The 19,729-nt window shown below is 63.0% G+C and carries 19 protein-coding genes; 12 read left to right on the top strand and 7 right to left on the bottom strand.

The features are described from left to right. Positions 1-7: 7 nt before the first annotated feature. Positions 8-637 carry an FMN-binding negative transcriptional regulator gene (locus E6B08_RS29875; protein ID WP_136917258.1) on the bottom strand — a complete coding sequence of 210 codons (630 nt, stop codon included), beginning with the start codon at positions 635-637 and terminating at the stop codon, positions 8-10. A gap of 89 nt (positions 638-726) precedes the next feature. Here E6B08_RS29875 and E6B08_RS29870 point away from each other — a divergent pair, with 89 nt between their 5' ends. Then, a complete protein-coding gene (locus E6B08_RS29870; RefSeq protein WP_136917257.1) occupies positions 727-2,256 on the top strand; it encodes a PLP-dependent aminotransferase family protein in 1,530 nt (509 codons plus the stop codon). A 319-nt stretch (positions 2,257-2,575) separates the two neighbouring features. Here E6B08_RS29870 and E6B08_RS29865 read toward each other — a convergent pair whose 3' ends face one another. From E6B08_RS29865 to aspA, 4 genes are all read right to left on the bottom strand, one after another. Then, positions 2,576-3,679 carry a polyamine ABC transporter substrate-binding protein gene (locus tag E6B08_RS29865; protein ID WP_136917256.1) on the bottom strand — a complete coding sequence of 368 codons (1,104 nt, stop codon included), beginning with the start codon at positions 3,677-3,679 and terminating at the stop codon, positions 2,576-2,578. Beyond that, entirely contained in the window at positions 3,679-4,722 is a 1,044-nt protein-coding gene (locus E6B08_RS29860; RefSeq protein ID WP_136917255.1) for a histone deacetylase family protein, read from the bottom strand. The genes E6B08_RS29865 and E6B08_RS29860 overlap by 1 nt, the downstream gene beginning before the upstream one ends. A gap of 160 nt (positions 4,723-4,882) precedes the next feature. Further along, the gene (locus tag E6B08_RS29855; RefSeq protein ID WP_136917254.1) at positions 4,883-5,875 is read right to left on the bottom strand and encodes an AraC family transcriptional regulator; all 993 of its coding nucleotides are present in this window, start codon (positions 5,873-5,875) and stop codon (positions 4,883-4,885) included. A gap of 180 nt (positions 5,876-6,055) precedes the next feature. Then, positions 6,056-7,480: an aspartate ammonia-lyase gene (gene aspA / locus E6B08_RS29850; RefSeq protein ID WP_136917253.1), complete on the bottom strand. Its 1,425-nt coding sequence runs from the start codon at positions 7,478-7,480 to the stop codon at positions 6,056-6,058. Positions 7,481-7,662: 182 nt separating this feature from the next. On the opposite strand from aspA, the gene E6B08_RS29845 reads away from it, so the two are divergent. The 5 genes from E6B08_RS29845 (at position 7,663) to E6B08_RS29825 (ending at position 11,278) form a co-directional block, all read left to right on the top strand. After that, a complete protein-coding gene (locus E6B08_RS29845; protein ID WP_136917252.1) occupies positions 7,663-8,595 on the top strand; it encodes a LysR substrate-binding domain-containing protein in 933 nt (310 codons plus the stop codon). 172 nt (positions 8,596-8,767) lie between these two features. After that, positions 8,768-9,259: a 5-(carboxyamino)imidazole ribonucleotide mutase gene (gene purE, locus E6B08_RS29840; protein WP_038411454.1), complete on the top strand. Its 492-nt coding sequence runs from the start codon at positions 8,768-8,770 to the stop codon at positions 9,257-9,259. An 11-nt stretch (positions 9,260-9,270) separates the two neighbouring features. Then, the gene (locus tag E6B08_RS29835) at positions 9,271-10,353 is read left to right on the top strand and encodes a 5-(carboxyamino)imidazole ribonucleotide synthase (protein WP_136917251.1); all 1,083 of its coding nucleotides are present in this window, start codon (positions 9,271-9,273) and stop codon (positions 10,351-10,353) included. A gap of 97 nt (positions 10,354-10,450) precedes the next feature. Further along, positions 10,451-10,696 carry a GlsB/YeaQ/YmgE family stress response membrane protein gene (locus tag E6B08_RS29830; protein ID WP_003260079.1) on the top strand — a complete coding sequence of 82 codons (246 nt, stop codon included), beginning with the start codon at positions 10,451-10,453 and terminating at the stop codon, positions 10,694-10,696. A gap of 48 nt (positions 10,697-10,744) precedes the next feature. Next, positions 10,745-11,278 (top strand): DUF3299 domain-containing protein, encoded by a 534-nt coding sequence (locus tag E6B08_RS29825; RefSeq protein ID WP_416194364.1) that lies wholly within the window; start codon positions 10,745-10,747, stop codon positions 11,276-11,278. 123 nt (positions 11,279-11,401) lie between these two features. Here the strand turns inward: E6B08_RS29825 and E6B08_RS29820 are convergent, their stop codons facing one another. Beyond that, positions 11,402-12,298 (bottom strand): D-hexose-6-phosphate mutarotase, encoded by an 897-nt coding sequence (locus tag E6B08_RS29820; protein ID WP_136917250.1) that lies wholly within the window; start codon positions 12,296-12,298, stop codon positions 11,402-11,404. Positions 12,299-12,368: 70 nt separating this feature from the next. Beyond that, positions 12,369-12,767: an acyl-CoA thioesterase gene (locus tag E6B08_RS29815; protein ID WP_003253317.1), complete on the bottom strand. Its 399-nt coding sequence runs from the start codon at positions 12,765-12,767 to the stop codon at positions 12,369-12,371. 279 nt (positions 12,768-13,046) lie between these two features. Between E6B08_RS29815 and E6B08_RS29810 the strand changes: the two genes are divergently transcribed. From E6B08_RS29810 to E6B08_RS29790, 6 genes are all read left to right on the top strand, one after another. Further along, a complete protein-coding gene (locus tag E6B08_RS29810; RefSeq protein WP_136917249.1) occupies positions 13,047-14,336 on the top strand; it encodes an MFS transporter in 1,290 nt (429 codons plus the stop codon). 105 nt (positions 14,337-14,441) lie between these two features. Beyond that, positions 14,442-15,896 (top strand): S-type pyocin domain-containing protein, encoded by a 1,455-nt coding sequence (locus E6B08_RS29805; protein ID WP_238349274.1) that lies wholly within the window; start codon positions 14,442-14,444, stop codon positions 15,894-15,896. A gap of 160 nt (positions 15,897-16,056) precedes the next feature. After that, the gene (locus E6B08_RS31240; RefSeq protein WP_238349273.1) at positions 16,057-16,389 is read left to right on the top strand and encodes a hypothetical protein; all 333 of its coding nucleotides are present in this window, start codon (positions 16,057-16,059) and stop codon (positions 16,387-16,389) included. Beyond that, positions 16,389-16,919: a DUF6392 family protein gene (locus tag E6B08_RS29800; protein WP_136917248.1), complete on the top strand. Its 531-nt coding sequence runs from the start codon at positions 16,389-16,391 to the stop codon at positions 16,917-16,919. The genes E6B08_RS31240 and E6B08_RS29800 overlap by 1 nt, the downstream gene beginning before the upstream one ends. A gap of 18 nt (positions 16,920-16,937) precedes the next feature. Beyond that, entirely contained in the window at positions 16,938-18,458 is a 1,521-nt protein-coding gene (locus E6B08_RS29795; protein WP_136917247.1) for an S-type pyocin domain-containing protein, read from the top strand. A gap of 159 nt (positions 18,459-18,617) precedes the next feature. Further along, positions 18,618-19,616 carry a phosphate ABC transporter substrate-binding protein PstS gene (locus E6B08_RS29790; RefSeq protein ID WP_136917246.1) on the top strand — a complete coding sequence of 333 codons (999 nt, stop codon included), beginning with the start codon at positions 18,618-18,620 and terminating at the stop codon, positions 19,614-19,616. The last annotated feature ends 113 nt before the right edge of the window (positions 19,617-19,729 follow it).

Raw genomic sequence — 19,729 nt, 5'->3', positions numbered from 1 at the left:
TTATCCTTCAGAGTCGGCGCATCTGCGCCGCAAGTTGGTTATCCAGATAGTCGGGGCTGGCGTCCAGGCCGTCGCGCACGCCGGCGATATCCTCGGCAGAGCGGTTCTGGCTGAGTTTTCGCGCACCTTGCAGGCGGGCAATGGGCAGGCGGACGCCGACGATGGCGCGGAGCATTGCGTCGAGGTAGTCGCGGGGAGCGTCGGAAACCTTCCACGGCGTCTCGCGGCCCTGTTCATGACGATCGGTCAGGCGGCTGACGATCTCCAGCAGCGACTCCGGGCTGTGGATAACTTCCGCTGGGCCATAGGCGTGTACCGCCAGATAGTTCCAGGTGGGTACTACCTTGGGATTGTCGGCCTTGCTTGGGTAGTAACTGGGGCTGACATAGGCGTCTGCGCCTGGGAACACCAGCAGCGCTTCGGCGCCTCGCTCGAGGTGCTGCCATTGGCGATTGGCCCGGGCCAGGTGGGCGTAGACGGTGCCGAACTCGCCCTCCTGGGTATCCACCAGCACGGGCAAGTGCGTGGCCAGCAGGCCGTGTTCGCCGTGACTGACCAGCATGGCCAGGCGGGTGCCCTGCATGTGCTGGTGCAAACGCTCGAGGTCGTGTTCCTGATGGGGTTTGCTGTTGTACATGCGGAGTTCCTTGTCGAATGGCTCCATGCTAGGCAGGCTATTGGTCCAGGTTAAGAGCCATTTATGACTGTTTTGACAGGTCCAATCCCATGAGCGAACGCCCCCTCGTATTGCCATTCGACCCTGCCGGGATCGTTCTCGACCGCCGACGCCGCCTCAGCCAGCAGCTTTACCAGGCCTTGCGAGCGCGGGTTCTGGATGGGCGCTTGAGCAGTGGGACGCGACTGCCGGCGACCCGTGAACTGGCGAACATGCTGGGGTTGTCGCGCAACAGCGTGGTGCGCGCCTATGACCAGTTGTATGCCGAGGGCTACATTGAAAGCCGGGTAGGGGATGGCACCTATGTGAGTCGCCTGCCAAAACTATCCACACAACTGTCCACAGGGTTATCCCTGGGGTTATCAACAGGTTTATCCACATTTGAGCAAGAAAATACTGGTGATTTGTCCAGCGGCGCACGTACTAGCGAGCCGCTGCGGCGGCTGAAAAAACACCATTTGGCGCCTCCAAAAAGCGGGGCCCCCCGCGCTTTTCGTGTCGGAATTCCGGCGTTCGATCTGTTCCCGTTCGACGTCTGGGCCAAGCTGCAGGCGGGTTTCTGGCGCAATCCCGATCCTGCGCAACTCGGTTACGGCGATCCGGCGGGTGAGCCGGTATTGCGTGAACTGATCGCCGCTTATTTGCGTCGTTCGCGGGGCTTGTCGTGCGTGGCTGAACAAATTGTGATCACCAGTGGCGCGCAGCAGGCAATCAGCCTTTGTGCACAGTTGCTGTTGCAGCCTGGTGACGCGGTGGCTGTGGAAAACCCGGGTTACCGAGCCGCCGGCCACGCCTTCGCGGTGGCCGGGGCCAAGGTGGTGGGCGTAGCGGTAGACCACGACGGCATGGATTGCAGCCGCCTGGCGCAGGTGGCCGATTGTCGGCTGGCCTATGTCACGCCGGCGCACCAATACCCCACCGGAGTGACCATGAGCCTGGCGCGGCGCCTGGAGTTGCTGGCCTGGGCCGAGCGCGGCGATGGCTGGATCATCGAGGACGACTACGATGGCGAGTACCGCTATAGCGGTGCGCCGCTGTCACCCCTGGCGGCGTTGGACCGGGGAGGGCGGGTGTTGTACGTCGGTACCTTCGGCAAGATCGCCTTTCCGGCACTGCGCCTGGGCTACCTGGTGCTGCCGCCGCGGCTGGTGGAGGCGTTCAGCCAGGGCAGGGCACTGGCGGTTCGACATTCGGAGGTCGGCAGCCAGTGCGTGATGGCCGAGTTCATGGCCCAGGGGCACTTCCAGCGGCATATCCGCCGCATGCGCAAGGCGGCGTTGAGCCGGCGCAACGTGCTCAAGGCGGGGTGGCCGTTTGACGTGGCGGGTCTTGGACCGATGCCGGAGGTGGCGGCAGGGCTGCACGTGAAGGTGGATGTGGATAACTTTGCACGTGAGCAGGAGCTGGTGGCCAGGGCAGAAGAGGTGGGCGTGGAAATGTCGCCATTGAGTGGATACTGGTTGCCGGACAGCGAGGTGCCTGTGGATAAGCGTGCTGGATTGGTGCTGGGGTTTGCAGCGGTGCCTGAAGGGGAGATTGCCGAGGCGTTGATGCGCTTGCGCAAGGCTTGGCGGCGCTGAGAGGGAGCCGCTTTGCGGCCCTTCGCGACGGTTCGGCGCCCCGACAAGCCCGCTCTCATAGAACAAAACATAACTCATTGATTTGGCAGAGATCTGTGGGAGCGGGCTTGTCCCGCGAACACCGGCGAAGCCGGTGCCATCCACCGCGTCGCCCCATTCGCGGGACAAGCCCGCTCCCACAGGGGCCACAGTTCTCTGCGCGACAGCGCAGCGCAGAAGGGCTGGGTGATCTCCCACAGGATCATCGCCAACCTTGAGGCAGCGACCAACCTGTGGGGGCGGGCTTGTCGGGGTGGCGAACCGCCGCGAAGGGCGCGACTCAGGTCCCGGACTTGATCCGCGTCCAGGCCCGGGTCCGCGCCCGCTCGGCATCTCGCGCCAATGGCTTGAGGGTATACAGCTTGGTCATCGCCTCGGCCGTCGGGTACAGGTTCGGGTTGTTGCGAATCGCCGGGCTGACCCTGTCGGTGGCGTCCTTGTTCGGGTTTGGATAACCGACGAAATCACTGATCGGCGCGATCACCTCCGGTCGCAGCAGATAGTTGATGAACGCATGGGCATCCTCCGGGTTGGCCGCGTTCTTCGGAATCGCCAGCATGTCGAACCAGATCGGCGCACCTTCCTTGGGCAACCGCATGTCCACCACCACGCCGTTCTTGGCATCGCGCGCACGGTTGGCGGCCTGCGAGAAGCTGCCGCTGTAGCCCACCGCCACGCAGATATCGCCATTGGCGATGTCGGCCATGTATTTGGAGGAATGGAAGTAGGTGATGTACGGCCGGATCTTGAGCATCAGTTCCTCGGCCTTCTTGTAGTCGGCCGGCTTGTCGCTGTTCGGCGGCAGGCCCAGGTACTGCAACGCCAGTGGCAGGATCTCCGACGGCGAATCGAGCAGCGCCACGCCACATTGCTTGAGCTTGGCAATGTTCTCTTCCTTGAAGATCAGATCCCAGCTGTCCACCGGGGCCTGGTCGCCGAGCGCCGCCTTGACCTTGTCCGGGTTGAAGCCGATCAGCACCGTGCCGTACATGTAGGGCACGGCGAACTTGTTACCGGGGTCGTTGGCTTCGATCAACTTCATCAAGGCCGGGTCCAGGTGCTGCCAGTTGGGCAGCTTGCTGCGGTCCAGCGGCTGGAACACGCCCGCCTCGATCTGCTTGGCGAGGAACACGTTGGACGGCACCACCACGTCATAGCCGGAGTTGCCGGTCAGCAGCTTTGCCTCCAGCGCTTCATTGGTGTCGAAGATGTCGTAGATCAGCTTCACGCCGCTGTCGGCCTGGAAGCCGGTGAGGGTCTGCGGGGTGATGTAGTCGAACCAGTTGTAGACCCGCAACGTACGTTGTTCGGCCTGGGCCGGCAGGGCGCCGGCGACCAAGGCAGTGGCGATGAGCGGGGCGAACAGGCGCTTGAGTCGAACCATTACCGGGCTCCTGGCTGGGCATGCTGGAAACCTTCCAGCACATTGACCGCGTTGATACCGATTTCCTCAACAGCGTAGCCGCCTTCCATCACGAACAGGGTCGGTTTGCCGAGCTGGGCGATGCGCTTGCCCATCTCCAGGTAGTCGGGGCTGTCGAGCTTGAACTGCGAGATCGGGTCATCCTTGAAGGTGTCCACGCCCAGCGATATCACCAGCACGTCGGCATCGTAAGCGGCGATGCGCTGGCAGGCGTCTTCCAGGGCCGCGCTCCAGGCCTGCCAGTCGCTGCCGGCGGGCAGCGGATAGTTGATGTTGCAACCCTCGCCCGGGCCTTCGCCGGTTTCGTCGGCATAGCCGAGGAAGAACGGGAATTCCGCCTGCGGGTCGCCGTGGATCGAGGCGAAGAACACATCGTTGCGGCTGTAGAAGATGTCCTGGGTGCCGTTGCCATGGTGGTAGTCGACATCGAGGATCGCCACTTTGGCGCGGCCCTGGTCGAGGAAGGCCTGGGCGGCGATGGCGGCGTTGTTCAGGTAGCAGTAGCCGCCCATGACCTCGGCGGCGGCGTGGTGCCCCGGTGGCCGGCACAGGGCGAAGGCTGCGTGGGCGCCTTGTTGGATGGCGGCCTGGGCGGTGAGGGCGACCTGCGCGGCGCTGTAGGCGGCCTGCCAGGTGCCGGCGGTGATTGGGGCGCCGGCATCGAAGCTGTAGTAGCCCAATTCGCCATGCAGGCCGGTCGGCTTGACCTGGCGCAGGGTACGCGCCGGCCAGGTGAAGGGCAGCAGGTCGCCTTCCTGGCCCAGGGCCGCCCAGCGCGCCCAGGCGCCTTCGAAGAAGTCGAGGTAGTCGTTGCCGTGGATGCGTTGCAGCGGCGCACGCCCGAAGTCGGTCGGGCCCTCGACCGGGCCGAGGTTGCGTTTGTTGACCCGCTCGAGCACGTGGTCGGCGCGCGAAGGCATTTCGAAGCAGGGCATCAGCTTGCCGTCGATCAGCTCGCAGCGGCCGTGGTGCAGGCGATGATCATCGGAATAGATCGTCAGCATTTTGTTGTTCTCCGGTGGGACTGGCGTAGGGCCATTTTCACGGGTGGGGTGGGGACGGAGAACGACACGAACGGCCAAAAGGGGATCGATGTGGCCAAGATCGGTGGCCGGTCAGTACCGGCCAGTTCGCGCTGAACCGCCGCGAAAGGGCCACAACAGATCAACCGCGAAAATGACTAGGTGCCACCCCACTCCAACGCTGAAACGCATGCCGGAAACTGGCCGTCTCGCTGAACCCCAGCGTCTCGGCAATCCGGTAGATCGGTATCTGCTCGTCGGCCAGCAACTGCTTGGCCCGCTCAAAGCGCAGCTCATCGAGCAACTGTTGATAACTGCTGCCCAGCGCCTGCAGATGCCTTCGCAAGGTGCGCGACGAGCAGTTCATCTGCCGCGCCAGCCCTTCGAGACCCGGTGCCGAATCCAGTTGCTGCAGCAACAACTGACGAATCCGCCCCAGCCAGGCCTGGCGCCCGGTGAACTCCAGGTTCAGGCGCCGGCAGCGTTCGCTCATGGCCTGGTGGGTGATCGGGTCGGCCAGTGGTAACGGCATGTCCAGCCAGCGCCGTTCGAAGGCGAAGGCGTTGTCCTCGGCGGCGAAGCGCAGGGGGCATTGGAAGGCCCCGGCGTACAAGGCGTGGTAGCCCGGGCGTGGGTGCTCGAAGCGTGCGCCGAGCAGCGGCAGGGTGCGGCCCAGCAGGTCGTCGCAGATGACCTTGAGCGACACCAGGCAGAACTCGGCGTTGAAGGCGGCCAGCGCCGGGGCTTCGTGAGATTCGCTGGCGCTGAACCAGACGCGCTGACCATCGTCGATCAGGCGCAGCTTGAAGACTGTTCCCAGCAGTGCCGGATATTGCAGCGCCAAGCGCAAGGCGTCACCCAAAGTGGCACTGGAGAGCAGCGCGTAACCGAGCATGCCATAGCACGACACATGCATGCGCCGGCCCAGTTCCAGGCCGATGTCCTCGCGCCGGGCCACGGCGTTGGCGCACACCTGCAGTTCCTGCTGGGTGGTGATGCGGGCATCGGCATGGCCCAGCTCTGCCGGGCCTATGCCGCTGCCGGCGAGCAGCGACGCGGCCTCGCAGCCTTCCTCGCGGAACACGTTGAGAATCAATGAAACCGCGTTGAGGGTGGTCAGGTGGCTGTGCAGCATGCTCGGTCGTCCCGTTGGGCTGGGAGCATTATGGAGCAAGTTGTGTGCCGATAGCTGGGGCTGGGTGCCAACCTTGAATTGCGCCAGGCAAAAAAAAGGCCCGGAGCTTGGGCTCGGGCCTTTGAAAGGTTGAGAGGTGTCTAGTCCCTCGACCTGGTGAGACGGTTGCAGCGGTCTGGTTTACGCCTTCAGCGGAACCAGACGTGGAGCGATCATGTTTTCCGGACGCAGGATGTCGTTGAGCATCGCTTCGTCCAGCAGGCCTTCCTCACGCACCAGTTCCAGTACGCCGCGGCCGGTTTCCAGGGCGACGCGGGCGATACGGGTGGCGTTTTCGTAGCCGATGTACGGGTTCAGCGCGGTGACCAGGCCGATCGAGTGCTCGACCAGCTCACGGCAGCGCTGTTCGTTGGCGGTGATGCCGACGATGCAGTGCTCGCGCAGCATGTCCATGGCGCGCTGGAGCAGGCGGATCGAGTCGAAGATCTTGTAGGCGATCAGCGGCTCCATCACGTTCAACTGCAGCTGGCCACCTTCGGCGGCGACGGTCAGCGCCAGGTCGTTGCCCATGATGGCGAAGGCCACCTGGTTGACGGCCTCCGGGATCACCGGGTTGACCTTGCCTGGCATGATCGAGCTGCCCGGCTGGCGCGCCGGCAGGTTGATCTCGTTGATGCCGGTGCGTGGACCGCTGGACAGCAGGCGCAGGTCGTTGCAGATCTTCGACAGCTTCACCGCGGTACGCTTGAGCATGCCGGAGAACAGCACGAAGGCGCCCATGTCGGAGGTGGCTTCGATCAGGTCGGCGGCCGGTACCAGCGGCTGGCCGCTGATGGTGGCCAGGCGTTGCACGGCCAGGGCCTGGTAGCCCGGGTCGGCGTTGATGCCGGTACCGATGGCGGTGCCGCCCAGGTTGATCTCGGTGAGCAGCTCCGGCGCCAGCGAGCGCAGGCGCTGCAGGTCTTCGGTCATGGTGGTGGCGAAGGCGCGGAATTCCTGGCCCAGGGTCATCGGCACGGCGTCCTGCAGCTGGGTGCGGCCCATCTTCAGTACGTGGTCGAATTCCTTGCCCTTGGCCGCGAAAGCCTGGATCAGGCTGTCGAGGCTGGCCAGCAGGGCGTCGTGGCCCAGCAGCAGGCCCAGGCGGATGGCGGTCGGGTAGGCATCGTTGGTCGACTGCGCCATGTTCACGTCGTTGTTCGGGTGCAGGTACTGGTACTCACCCTTCTGGTGGCCCATGGCCTCCAGCGCGACGTTGGCGATGACTTCGTTGGCGTTCATGTTGGTAGAAGTACCAGCACCGCCCTGGATCATGTCCACCACGAACTGTTCGTGGAAGTCGCCCTTGATCAGACGTCCGCAGGCCGCGCTGATGGCGGTGTGCTTGGCATCGCTCAGGTGGCCCAGTTCACGGTTGGCGTCGGCAGCGGCCTGCTTGACCATGGCCAGGGCCACGACCAGCTTGGGGTAGTGCGACAGTGGAACACCGGAGAGACGGAAGTTGTTGGCAGCGCGCAGGGTCTGGATGCCGTAGTAGGCATCGGCAGGAACTTCAAGGGTACCAAGCAGATCTTTTTCGACGCGGAACGATGCAGCGGAGGACATGATGGATATCATCTCGATTTTGACCCGGCACATGCCGGAATGGCGCCAATCCTAGGCCTGAAGGAGATTTTGCGGCCAATGCTGTTGCACGCTAACCTATGCACAAACGGCATAATGAACCATGTGACGCCAATTGACATTCGAGCGTGTTCCATTTTGGTGCATGCCGGGAGATCCGCTTCATGAACCTTGAAAGCAAGTGGCTCGAAGACTTCAGCGCGCTCGCCGCCACGCGCAGTTTTTCCCAAGCCGCTGAGCGTCGTTTCGTCACCCAACCCGCCTTCAGCCGGCGCATTCGCAGCCTCGAGGCGGCACTGGGGCTGCAACTGGTGAACCGTTCGCGCACGCCGATCGAGCTGACCGAAGCCGGACAGCTTTTTCTCGTCACTGCGCGCACCGTTGTCGACCAGTTGAGCGAAGTTCTCCGACATTTGCATCATCTTGAAGGCGGGCAGGGCGAAGTGATCCAGGTCGCGGCCGCGCACTCCCTGGCGTCGGGCTTTTTCCCCCGTTGGGTAGCCCAACTTCGCAACGATGGGCTGAACATCGCCACACGCCTGGTTGCGACTAACGTAGGGGATGCCGTGCATGCATTGCGCGAGGGTGGCTGCGACCTGATGCTGGCCTTCTACGACCCGGACGCGGCCTTGCAGATGGATGCCGAGATCTTCCCGTCGCTGCACATGGGCACCACCGAGATGCTGCCGGTGTGCGCCGTGGGCGCCGATGGCAAGCCGATGTTCGACCTCGAAGGCGACGCCAGTGTGCCGTTGCTGGCCTACAGTGCGGGCGCCTTCCTCGGCCGCTCGGTCAGCCTGCTGCTGCGCCAGCGCAATCTGCGCTATACCACGGTGTACGAAACCGCCATGGCCGACAGCCTCAAGAGCATGGCGCTGGAGGGCATGGGCATCGCCTGGGTGCCACGCCTGTCGATGCGCGGCGAGCTGGAACGCGGCGAGCTGGTCATCTGTGGCGGCAGCCAATGGCACGTGCCGCTGGAAATCCGCCTGTACCGCTGCGCCCTGGTGCGCAAGGCCAACGTGCGGCTGTTGTGGCGCAAGCTCGAGGGTGCGGCGACGGTTGACCCAAAAGTCAGCCAAAGCCCCGAAAAATAAGGGGCGACAGTTGGTCGCCGGGGTGCCTTAAACCCACCGCCTTACGGTATACTGCGCGGCCTTTCGACCGGATGCGTCCGGTCCTGATCAGCAAACAAGCCACGCCGGTCGTCCCGCGTGGCTTGTTGTTTTTTGACGCGCCTGCGGGCGCACAAGCGAAAGAGGCTCGACGATGAGTGCACTGGTTGGCGTGATCATGGGCTCCAAGTCCGATTGGTCCACCCTTAGCCACACCGCCGATATGCTGGAAAAACTCGGCATTCCCTACGAAGTGAAGGTGGTTTCCGCCCACCGCACCCCGGATCTGCTGTTCCAGTATGCCGAGGAGGCCGAGGGCCGTGGCATCGAGGTGATCATCGCCGGTGCCGGTGGCGCAGCCCACCTGCCAGGCATGTGCGCCGCCAAGACCCACCTGCCGGTGCTGGGCGTGCCGGTGCAGTCGTCGATGCTGTCGGGCGTCGATTCGTTGCTGTCGATCGTGCAGATGCCTGCCGGCGTGCCGGTTGCCACCCTGGCCATCGGCCGTGCCGGCGCGGTCAACGCCGCGCTGCTGTCGGCCAGCATCCTGGGCGCCAAGCACCCGCAGTTCCACGCCGCGCTCAAGCAGTTCCGCACGGAACAGACCGACACCGTGCTGGACAATCCTGACCCACGCCAGGCCTGAGGCTGACGACCATGAAGATCGGTGTAATCGGTGGTGGCCAACTGGGCCGCATGCTGGCCCTGGCGGGCACCCCGCTGGGCATGAACTTCGCCTTCCTCGACCCGGCGCCTGACGCTTGCGCCGCGCCCCTGGGTGAGCACCTGCGTGCCGACTATGGCGACCAGGACCACCTGCGCCAGCTGGCCGACGAAGTCGACCTGGTGACCTTCGAGTTCGAAAGCGTCCCGGCCGAGACCGTGGCCTTCCTCTCGCAGTTCGTCCCGGTATACCCCAGCGCTGAAGCGCTGCGCATTGCCCGCGACCGCCTGTTCGAGAAGAGCATGTTCCGCGACCTGGGGATTCCGACCCCAGCCTTCGCCGACATCCTCTCCCAGGCCGACCTGGACGCCGCGGTGGCCAGCATCGGCCTGCCGGCCGTGCTCAAGACCCGCACCCTGGGTTACGACGGCAAGGGCCAGAAGGTCCTGCGCACTGCCGAGGACGTGGTCGATACCTTCGCCGAGCTGGGCAGCGTGCCGTGCCTGCTGGAAGGGTTCGTGCCGTTCACCGGCGAAGTGTCGTTGGTGGCCGTGCGTGCCCGCGATGGCGAAACGCGCTTCTACCCGCTGGTGCACAACACCCACGAAAGCGGCATCCTGCGCCTGTCCGTAGCCAGCGACGCGCACCCGCTGCAGGCCCTGGCCGAAGACTACGTCGGTCGTGTGCTCAAGCAACTGGACTACGTTGGCGTGATGGCCTTCGAGTTCTTCGAGGTCGACGGTGGCCTGAAGGCCAACGAAATCGCCCCGCGGGTGCACAACTCCGGGCACTGGACCATCGAAGGCGCCGAGTGCAGCCAGTTCGAGAACCACCTGCGCGCCGTTGCCGGCCTGCCGCTGGGCTCGACCGCCAAGGTAGGCGAGAGCGCCATGCTCAACTTCATCGGCGAAGTGCCGGCGGTGGACAAGGTCGTGGCCATCGAAGATTGCCACCTGCACCACTATGGCAAGGCGTTCAAGGTCGGCCGCAAGGTTGGCCATGCCACCCTGCGTTGCAAGGATTTGCCAACGCTTCGCAGCAAGATCGCCGAAGTTGAAGGCCTGATCACCAACTGATCGAACTTCTCCCCGCCGTTTGCCCTCTGAAATGGCAACAAGCCAGAGCGCTGTCTAGGCTTTGGCTTGTTCCATCTTCACTGCAGAGGGATCGCACATGGGTATCATCGGCACCATCTTCATCGGCCTCATCGTTGGTCTGCTGGCGCGCTTCATCAAGCCGGGCGACGACAGCATGGGCTGGATCATGACCATCCTGCTGGGTATCGCCGGCTCCCTGCTCGCCACCTATGGCGGCCAGGCCCTGGGCATCTACCAGGCTGGCCAGGCTGCAGGGTTCCTGGGTGCACTGGTCGGCGCGGTGATCCTTCTGGTGATCTACGGATTCATCAAGAAGCGCTGATTACTGGTTAGAATGCTCGACAATTCATTCGAGTTGCCGAGCATTGCCATGCGTGCCTTTTTCCTTGTTTCCCTGCTTCTGGCCAGCACCCTGGCCCATGCCGAACTGCCTGAAACCGACTGGTTGGAGCTGATGCCCAAGTCGGACCAGAAGGCCCTCGAGCAGATGCCCGAAATCGATCACAACTCCCCCGAGGCCCAAGGCACCTTCACGGCCAAGGGCGGCCTGAAGCAGAGCAAAGGTCTGCCGGCGGTGATGTATTCGACCAAGACCGTAGCGGCCATGAATGGCAAGCAGATCCGCCTGGGCGGTTATCCGGTGCCACTGGAGAGCGACGCCAAGGGCAATAGCACCCTGTTCTTCCTGGTGCCGTACCCAGGCGCCTGCATCCACGTGCCGCCGCCGCCACCGAACCAGTTGGTGCTGGTGCGCTATCCGAAAGGGTTGAAGATCGACGACATCTACCTGCCGCTGTGGGTCAGTGGCACGTTGAAGGTGGAGAAGGTCAGCAATGACCTGGCCGATGCGGCGTATGCGCTGGATGCCGGGCAGGTGAGGGCGGTGGAGGATGCTGATCTCTGAAGATTCTGTTGCACTTGCTGGCCTCTTCGCGGGTAAACCCGCTCCTACAGGTATTCCACCGTATCTGAAAACGGTGAAGATCCTGTAGGAGCGGGTTTACCCGCGAACAAGCCAGCACCAGATTCAGATCCTTTCGCTCGCAACCCTGACAGCGAGCGCACTGCTCGCCCCAGGCGCGATCGTCACCACATCGTCCCAGACATTGGCCGTCTCGATGCACAGCATCCGCTGCCAGCCATCATCGGCCATGTCCGCAAGCTCCCGTGCCCGCTCGGTCCATGGGTTCCAGATCACCGCCGAGCGCGACCCCGAGGCGGTCAGGGTAATGCGTCGGCCCCATTGCGGGTCGACGATGCTCAACTGCGCTGGCGTGTTCAGGTAGATGCGGTCGGTTTCCCCGGCAAAGCCCAGCGCGCCCTGCTGCTGGCGCTGCTCCCAGTCCGCCAGGGTCTCGATGTAGCCAAGCCCCTCGACGCCTTCGACGCGTGCCTGGCGAACATCACTCACCGCGAAGTAGCTGTGCAGCGCCTGGCTGAGGGTCACCGGGGCGTCGCCCAGGTTGCGGCTGGTCAGGGTCAGCTCGAGGTCGTCGCCCAACACCATCGACAGCTTCAGCTCGACCTTGTGCGGCCAGCCCGGCAACGCGCCCTGGGCCTCGGGCAGCGCGAACTCGATGCGTAGCGTGGCGCCCACTTCCTCGATGCCCAGCAATTGCCAGTCGCGCGTGCGCGCCAGGCCGTGGGCCGGTGCCTGCTCGCCCTGGTACATGGCTTGAACGGTTGCGGGGTTGCGCTGCAGGTTGCCGAACCACGGCCAGCATACCGGCACACCGGCGCGTACCGACTTGCCCTGGCGGAAGATGGCCTGATCGCTCAGCCACAGCAGCGGCGGTTCGCCGATGCGCTGGTAGCTGAGGATCTGCGCACCCTGTTGGGCGATCAGGAGGTCGGCGTGCTCGTTGCTGATGCGCCAGCAGTTGAGTTCGCCGTGTTGCTCGGTTACGACCTGGAAGGTAGCCATTGCAATGGTCTCATTGATTGCTGTGGGCCTTGGACCCACTACCAGCCAATGAGTTTACCGCCGGCAAGGCTCAGCGACGAGGCACCGAGCGGGTGCGGCCACTGCCATCGATGGCGACGAACACGAACACCGCCTCGGTGACTTTGCGCCATTCGCTGGACAACGGGTCGTCGCTCCACACCTCGACCATCATCTGGATCGAGCTACGGCCGATCTCCAGGGTCTGGGTATAGAACGACAGCTGCGCGCCCACGGCTACCGGCACCAGGAAGGCCATGCGGTCGATGGCCACCGTGGCCACTCGGCCACCGGCGACGCGGCTGGCCATGGCGGTGCCGGCGAGGTCCATCTGGGCCACCAGCCAGCCGCCGAAGATATCGCCGAACCCGTTGGTTTCACGGGGCAGCGCGGTGATCTGCAAGGCCAGGTCACCCTGCGGGATAGGATCTTCTTGTTCGAGCTCAATCATGCGATGGGGCCTCTGACCCGTGACGTGGGGAAACTCTGCGAAACCGCCTGACGATAGAGACCGACGTTTTCGCACAACATCCCATATCGAGAGCAACCTTTTCCTACGAATGGGCAGTATATAGAGGCCAACCGCCAGCGACGACCGTACATTGGTGAATATCTGTAGGGATTTTGTACCGCTATCGTCAGATATCGGCTATTTGCTATCTTCGCCGCTCTCCGCAATCCAGAAGCCGCACCTCAAGCGGCCTGCATGACCCACAAAGAGAACAACAGCATGACTTCCGTGCCCAGCAGTATCGAGCAGCCCTCGCGGCCACTGACCCGCAGTGACTACAAGACCCTTTCCCTGTCTGCCTTGGGCGGCGCACTGGAATTCTACGACTTCATCATCTTCGTGTTCTTCGCCACGGTGGTCGGCAAGCTGTTCTTCCCCGCCGACATGCCCGAGTGGCTGCGCCTGATGCAAACCTTCGGCATCTTCGCCGCCGGCTACCTGGCGCGCCCGTTGGGCGGGATCATCATGGCGCACTTCGGCGACCTGCTCGGGCGCAAGAAGATGTTCACCCTGAGCATCTTCATGATGGCCTTGCCGACGCTGATCATGGGCCTGCTGCCCACCTACGCGCAGATCGGCCTGTGGGCGCCGCTGCTGTTGCTGCTGATGCGCGTCATCCAGGGCGCGGCAATCGGCGGCGAGGTGCCAGGGGCCTGGGTGTTCGTCTCCGAGCACGTGCCGGCGCGCAATACCGGCTACGCCTGTGGCACGCTGACCTCGGGCCTGACTGCCGGCATCCTGCTCGGTTCGCTGGTGGCCACGCTGATCAACAGCGTCTACAGCGCCGACGAAGTCGCCGATTACGCCTGGCGGATCCCGTTCCTGCTCGGCGGGGTGTTCGGGCTGTTCTCGGTGTACCTGCGCCGCTGGCTGCACGAGACCCCGGTGTTCGCCGAGATGCAGCAGCGCAAGGCGCTGGCCGAGGAGCTGCCACTGCGTGCGGTGCTGCGTGACCACCGCGGCGCGATCATCCTGTCGATGTTGCTGACCTGGATGCTCTCGGCGGGCATCGTGGTGGTCATCCTGATGACCCCGGCATTGCTGCAGAGCGTCTACCACGTCAGCCCGACCGACTCGCTCAAGGCCAACAGCCTGGCGATCGTACTGCTGAGCGTGGGCTGCATCGCTTCGGGCCGCCTGGCCGACCGGTTCGGCGCCGGCCGGGTGTTCATCATCGGCAGCCTGGCCTTGCTGGCCACTTCCTGGGCGTTCTACCACAGCCTGGCCACCCGCCCCGAGCTGCTGTTCCCGCTGTACGCGGTGACCGGCCTGTGCGTGGGGGTGATCGGCGCGGTGCCTTACGTGATGGTCAAGGCGTTCCCGCCGGTGGTGCGCTTCAGCGGGCTGTCGTTCTCCTACAACGTCGCCTACGCGATCTTCGGCGGCCTGACGCCGATGGTGGTGACCGCGCTGCTCAAGTTCAGCCCGATGGCGCCTGCGTACTACGTCGCTGGGTTGTGCGTGCTTGGTTTGTTCGTGGGCCTGTACCTGCTGGCCAACAAGCGCTGATCGGCTGGAGGCCATGACAGACAATCGAATTGATCGGAGATCTATGTAACGCCTGCACGCGTTAGCTAAACGGCAATTTGCGCCACACAGAAAAGGAGAATCTGTGTGGCTCAAAATACATTCAACGACAACTCAAGGGGCGATGTCGTCATCACCCCTGGCTCCTCCGGTTTTGATGCCGGCGGAGGCGGTTTTTTCAGTATTGGTGGCGGTGGGGGATTCGGTGGGGGCTTTTCCAGCTCCAGCCGACGCCGCGCCAAGAAACGCGCCAGGGCCCGTGCCGCCGCGCTCGCCCAGGCGCAGGCCGAAGAACAGGCGCGCCAGGGCGCCGCAGCGCGGGCGCGTGCCGAGGCGCTGGCCAAGGCCCATCGCCAGCGCGTCGATACCCATGCCCAGGCCCGTGAAGCGCGCCGTGCGCAACTCGACAGCCATTTCGCTGCCCTGAAACGCGGCTTGGCTCACGCCCTGAGCCAAGAGATCGACGCTGCCCGGACCCGCCCCGTCCACGATCCCAGTGAACGCTGGCAGCTCTACCAGATCACCAAGGCGCGTAGCGAAACGCTAGGGCTGATTGCCGCCAAGCAGCGGGAGCTGGCTGGGCGCCAGGCGCTGGCAGGTAAGTTCGCCAGCCATGGCATGACCGCCCAGGCCTACGCTGCACGCCTCGCGGGGCTCCCTACCGCGCCTCAGATGCAGCAGCTGTACCGCGACTGGGAAGCGGCCTATCTGGCGGGCCAGCAGGCAGCACTGCTGCAGGAAGCCATCAAGCAGTTGTCCGCACGCGCAGCGACCCTGCTCGCCGAACATGGGCGGCAAACGCAGCTGTGGCGTGAACGAGAAGCGCAATGGGCTCAGCAGCGGGCGTACGCCGAGCAGCGTGAAGCCCGGATCCGTTTCAAGCAGCAGGCCGATGAGGACCGGCGCTTTGAGCGACTGAAGCAGGCCGCGACACTGACGGCACCGGTTGCTGCCGCTCATGCCGGTGGCGTGTTGCTCACTCAGGCAGGCGCCCAGGTGGCAGCGGACCTGGCCAGAGTGATCGAGCAGGCCATTGGCAATGCCTCCAAGGAGGTGTTCCGGGTCGCGGCGATTCGCGCAGGCCAGACCGTCAGCCTGAGCGCCACGGCCATGCTCTATTCGCCGGAGTTGGGCAATGGCGAACTGACTGACGCGCAACGCAGGCGGCACCTCGAAGGCTTAGGCCTGCGTGCGGACTTGCTGGGCGTCCAAACCGGCCAGAACCTGCAGGCCATCGCCGATGCTGGCGGCTCTGCGCGTTTGAACCAGCGCATCAAGATCGAAGCTGTTGCCGGCGGCAGTGGCGTGGCCGTGGTGTCTACAGGGGCCGGGGTCGCCGCTGAAGTCCCTGTGAGAAATGCCGTTTTCGACCCGCTGACCGATACCTACCGGGTAGAAGCCGAATCGTCTCTGGGCAAATCCATTGTTCTCGGCAGTGGCGCCGCGCGCGGAACTGCTGGGGCCCACGCTGTTACCAGAGGCGCCTACCATTCCGGGGATTCTTCCGGGATCTTCGGTCGAACCCGTACTGCCAGGTATTGAAATACTTCCTGGGGAGAGCCCGGACGAGACGGGTGCGATAATCCCCGGGTTTGGTGGCGAGACGGATCTGCCGGCACCAGGGCTGGTCAACTACGAGCCCGCCAAGCCGTTGGAGGTTGGGAACTATAATGATCTGAGTCGTCGGAGCGTGAATGATCAAATGGACGTTGATCATATTGTGTCTCGGAAGGCGTATTTGCGTTTCTTATCTGTGGATAGACCGCATTTGAAAGCACATGAAATCAAAAAACTTTTGGAGTCGGCGCCGAGCATAGTTATACCGACAGAGGTGCATCGTAAATATAGCGAGACCTATGGTGGTAGGAATTCTAGGTCTAAGCAAGAGCATGACGCCTCCGATTTGCGCGCAGCTGTGGACAGTAATTTAAATGCGTTGAAGCCGGGCTTGTTGGAGTACGGCTTTACCGAAGACGATATTGAACAAGCGCGCCAGCAGTTGCTTGCGCTCCATGACGGTCTGGGATTGAACTAATGAATATTACTCAGCTGAAAACGTACCTTGACAACTTAGGTCGGCCACTTGATGAATTGGTTGCCGAAAGCATATTTCCGTCCGGGCCGATTTTGGAGCCTTTTCCTGAGTCTTTATCCATCTTCATCGAGCCAGTCCCCGGCCTTACGGCAAGTTTCTGGGCTGAGACACGAGCGTTCGAGTCGATCAGCGTACTGTTGGTCGAGGGCTTTTCAGAGGCCCCAGTCTATGCACATGCACTCCCTGAACCATACTCTGTGTGCAAATCGCGTGAGTCGGCCTTAAAGATCTTTGGTGAACCGATGCTTTCGAAAGGCCCATTCAAAATGCCGATAGTGCTGCAGGAACTTGGAGGTTGGGATAAGTTTGCTTTAACAAGCATGGGCTATCCAGAGTTGGCTATTGTTGTAGATTATGATGTTCAACTGAATGTGACCGGCTTTGCTTTTACTGTAAAAGAAACCGGCTATGAACGCGATCGTGCCGAGGCTCAATCACTGATCGCTGCCTCTGAACCTCATCGTTCTTGAACTGGAGAAAGTATTTGCATGGAGCTCAAGAAGCAGTTGAACCACTACGACGAACGCGAATTCTCCGCGTTCGTCCACGCTATTTGGAACGTGGAGGTCGATCAGTCACATCACGATACGCTCATCGCCCACTTCGACAAAATTGTCGGCCACCCCTCAGGCAGCGACTTATTGTTTTATTCGGAGGCAGAGAGAACCGGGAGCATCAATTCACCCGATGAAATCGTCGAAACGATCAAATCATGGCACCGACGAAACGGCCGGGCGGCATTCAAAGGCCAGGCTGCACCGCCAGCGCCACCCGCGCGTCAAACGCTGACCCGCGAGCAGCGTGCGGACCAGACAGCCAAGCGCAATCTGGAACGGGTGCGCAAGCTGGCCGCCGAGATCCAGGCGGGCGAGCGTGATTTCAAGCACAAAGCCACCCTGTTGGAACGCGCACTGTCGCAGGGTCCCATTGCCGGGACACCTGCCCAGCAACTGGCTGCAGCAGTCTCCGTGCTGCGCGTGTTGGAGGCGGCCCAACACCAGGCCAAACAAGCCCTGGGTTCATTAGAGCGCTTGCAGATGTCGGTAAAGTTCGCACTGGATGCGGCAAAGCGGGACGTCAAAAGCCCCTTTTCCAACCCCGCGACCCAGGCTGTGGTTCTGCGTGAAATGACAACGGCCAGTCAGCAGCACGGCGCCGCACTCGCTGCGGCGCTGACGCGGCATCCTCCTTTATACGAGCGAGGCGTAGCCCTGATCGAGCGACTCAAAGCGCAGATCGCACAACTGGCCAAGGCCACGAGATCCGGGCCAGGCCATGGGTCCCTGACCTTGGCGGCCTCTGCCCATGTGGCAAGCCTGTACCCCCAGCTGCTGACGGCCCAGGGGTTGAAGCGCGAGACTGCCGAGTACCAGCGAGGTCTGATCAAGACCTTGCGCTCGGCCGTGGCAGAACTGGAGTGGCAGGGCACCTCCGTGCAGGGCGAGCACCCTGGTAGTTACGCGGATGTGCTGGAGTTCGTGCTGAGCACGCCAAGCGACGACCCGCGCTTCGCCTTCACGGTGCCGCTGACAGCGATCAGTGATTTGGAGCCTCTGGACTGGGCGGCGTTGGCTGCAAGCCGTGCGCAGGTATCCCTGCCGATGCGCCTTTGCTCCAGGGTGAAGGAGCGCAGCACGGGTTTGGTGACGGGTATCAAGCCTTGGACGCGCTACTCCCATGTGGTGATGACGTCGACTCAGGGCTCGGTTGTTCCCTCGCACGTACGTGTCCGGGCAGCTCGCTGGGATGCCTCGCGACAGGCGTTCGCATTCACCAGCGAGGGAGAGGCGCCTGTCAGCGTGGTTTGGCAGACAACGCAGTCTGCCTATGCTGACCGGGACCGCTCCAGGCCAAGCAGTGTCGGGTATCTCAACATCCCGCGAGTACCGCAGCTTGAAAACTTCCCTGCGCTGACCCACGCCCGATTCGACGACTACATCGTGGTATTCCCCGAGGGCTCGGGTATGAGCCCGTTGTACCTGATGTTCAGGGACCGAAGAGAGCTCTAGAATAACGCCCCCGTCGCCTAGACCCGTGCGAAGGCCATCCTCGTTTTCCGATGATGGCCTTTCATCCAACTGTCACATTGAAGTCATATCGTATTCATGCGGCCTGCAGATACTGGGCCCCGTTCCATCCAACCCCAATATTCCTGCTAGGAGCAAGGCATGAAACTGAAGCGTTTGATGGCGGCCCTCACCTTTGCCGCCGCGGGCGTTGCGACCGCCAACGCGGTAGCCGCCGTCGACCCTGCGATCCCGACCTACACCAAGACCACCGGTGTTTCGGGCAACCTCTCCAGCGTCGGTTCCGATACGCTCGCGAACCTGATGACCTTGTGGGCCGAGGCCTACAAGAAGGAATATCCGAACGTAAACATCCAGATCCAGGCGGCCGGTTCCTCCACCGCGCCACCCGCGCTGACCGAAGGCACCGCCAACCTCGGCCCGATGAGCCGCAAGATGAAGGACGTCGAGCTGCAGGCCTTCGAGCAGAAGTACGGCTACAAGCCGACCGCCATTCCGGTTGCCGTCGACGCCCTGGCCGTGTTCGTGCACAAGGACAACCCGATCAAGGGCCTGACCATGGCCCAGGTCGATGCCATCTTCTCCTCGACCCGCCTGTGCGGCGCCAAGGCCGAGGTCAAGACCTGGGGCGACCTGGGCGTGACCGGCGACCTGGCCAACAAGCCGGTGCAGCTGTTCGGTCGTAACTCGGTATCGGGCACCTACGGCTACTTCAAGGAAGAAGCCCTGTGCAAAGGCGACTTCAAGGCCAACGTCAACGAACAGCCCGGCTCGGCGTCGGTCGTACAGTCGATCAGCTCCTCGCTGAACGGCATCGGCTACTCCGGCATCGGCTACAAGACCGCCAGCGTCAAGACCGTGGCCCTGGCCAAGAAAGAAGGCGGCGAGTTCGTCGAGGACAACGAAGCCAACGCCCTGAACGGCTCGTACCCGCTGTCGCGCTTCCTGTACGTCTACGTCAACAAGGCACCGAACAAGCCTCTGGCGCCGCTGGAAGCCGAATTCGTCAAGCTGGTGCTGTCGCAGGCGGGCCAGCAGGTTGTGGTGAAGGATGGCTACATCCCGCTGCCGGCCAAGGTGGTCGACAAGACCCTGGCTGACCTGGGCCTGTCCCACGCCGGTAACGTTGCAAAGAAGTAAGTAACTGAAGAAGTGGGCTGGCATATCGCCAGCCTCCTTCCAGTATTTTCCGGTCCGAGGCCAGGCTTGCTGCGCTTCGGGCTTCGTCGCGTCACTGCATTGTCATGTTTTTG

Origin of the sequence: Pseudomonas putida (assembly GCF_005080685.1) — a bacterium.
GTDB lineage: Bacteria > Pseudomonadota > Gammaproteobacteria > Pseudomonadales > Pseudomonadaceae > Aquipseudomonas > Aquipseudomonas putida_V.
The sequence above is the reverse complement of the archived record's forward strand: the minus strand, read 5'-3'. Positions and strand labels throughout refer to the sequence as shown.

Coding starts and splice junctions, on each gene's coding strand:
- purE (WP_038411454.1), top strand. CDS start 8,768: ATGAGTGCACTGGTTGGCGTGATCATGGGCTCCAAGTCCGATTGGTCC.
- E6B08_RS29855 (WP_136917254.1), bottom strand. CDS start 5,875: ATGCTGCACAGCCACCTGACCACCCTCAACGCGGTTTCATTGATTCTC.
- E6B08_RS29800 (WP_136917248.1), top strand. CDS start 16,389: ATGAATATTACTCAGCTGAAAACGTACCTTGACAACTTAGGTCGGCCA.
- E6B08_RS29870 (WP_136917257.1), top strand. CDS start 727: ATGAGCGAACGCCCCCTCGTATTGCCATTCGACCCTGCCGGGATCGTT.
- E6B08_RS29795 (WP_136917247.1), top strand. CDS start 16,938: ATGGAGCTCAAGAAGCAGTTGAACCACTACGACGAACGCGAATTCTCC.
- E6B08_RS31240 (WP_238349273.1), top strand. CDS start 16,057: ATGGACGTTGATCATATTGTGTCTCGGAAGGCGTATTTGCGTTTCTTA.
- E6B08_RS29830 (WP_003260079.1), top strand. CDS start 10,451: ATGGGTATCATCGGCACCATCTTCATCGGCCTCATCGTTGGTCTGCTG.
- E6B08_RS29815 (WP_003253317.1), bottom strand. CDS start 12,767: ATGATTGAGCTCGAACAAGAAGATCCTATCCCGCAGGGTGACCTGGCC.
- E6B08_RS29810 (WP_136917249.1), top strand. CDS start 13,047: ATGACTTCCGTGCCCAGCAGTATCGAGCAGCCCTCGCGGCCACTGACC.
- E6B08_RS29845 (WP_136917252.1), top strand. CDS start 7,663: ATGAACCTTGAAAGCAAGTGGCTCGAAGACTTCAGCGCGCTCGCCGCC.
- aspA (WP_136917253.1), bottom strand. CDS start 7,480: ATGTCCTCCGCTGCATCGTTCCGCGTCGAAAAAGATCTGCTTGGTACC.
- E6B08_RS29825 (WP_416194364.1), top strand. CDS start 10,745: ATGCGTGCCTTTTTCCTTGTTTCCCTGCTTCTGGCCAGCACCCTGGCC.
- E6B08_RS29790 (WP_136917246.1), top strand. CDS start 18,618: ATGAAACTGAAGCGTTTGATGGCGGCCCTCACCTTTGCCGCCGCGGGC.
- E6B08_RS29835 (WP_136917251.1), top strand. CDS start 9,271: ATGAAGATCGGTGTAATCGGTGGTGGCCAACTGGGCCGCATGCTGGCC.
- E6B08_RS29875 (WP_136917258.1), bottom strand. CDS start 637: ATGTACAACAGCAAACCCCATCAGGAACACGACCTCGAGCGTTTGCAC.
- E6B08_RS29865 (WP_136917256.1), bottom strand. CDS start 3,679: ATGGTTCGACTCAAGCGCCTGTTCGCCCCGCTCATCGCCACTGCCTTG.
- E6B08_RS29820 (WP_136917250.1), bottom strand. CDS start 12,298: ATGGCTACCTTCCAGGTCGTAACCGAGCAACACGGCGAACTCAACTGC.
- E6B08_RS29860 (WP_136917255.1), bottom strand. CDS start 4,722: ATGCTGACGATCTATTCCGATGATCATCGCCTGCACCACGGCCGCTGC.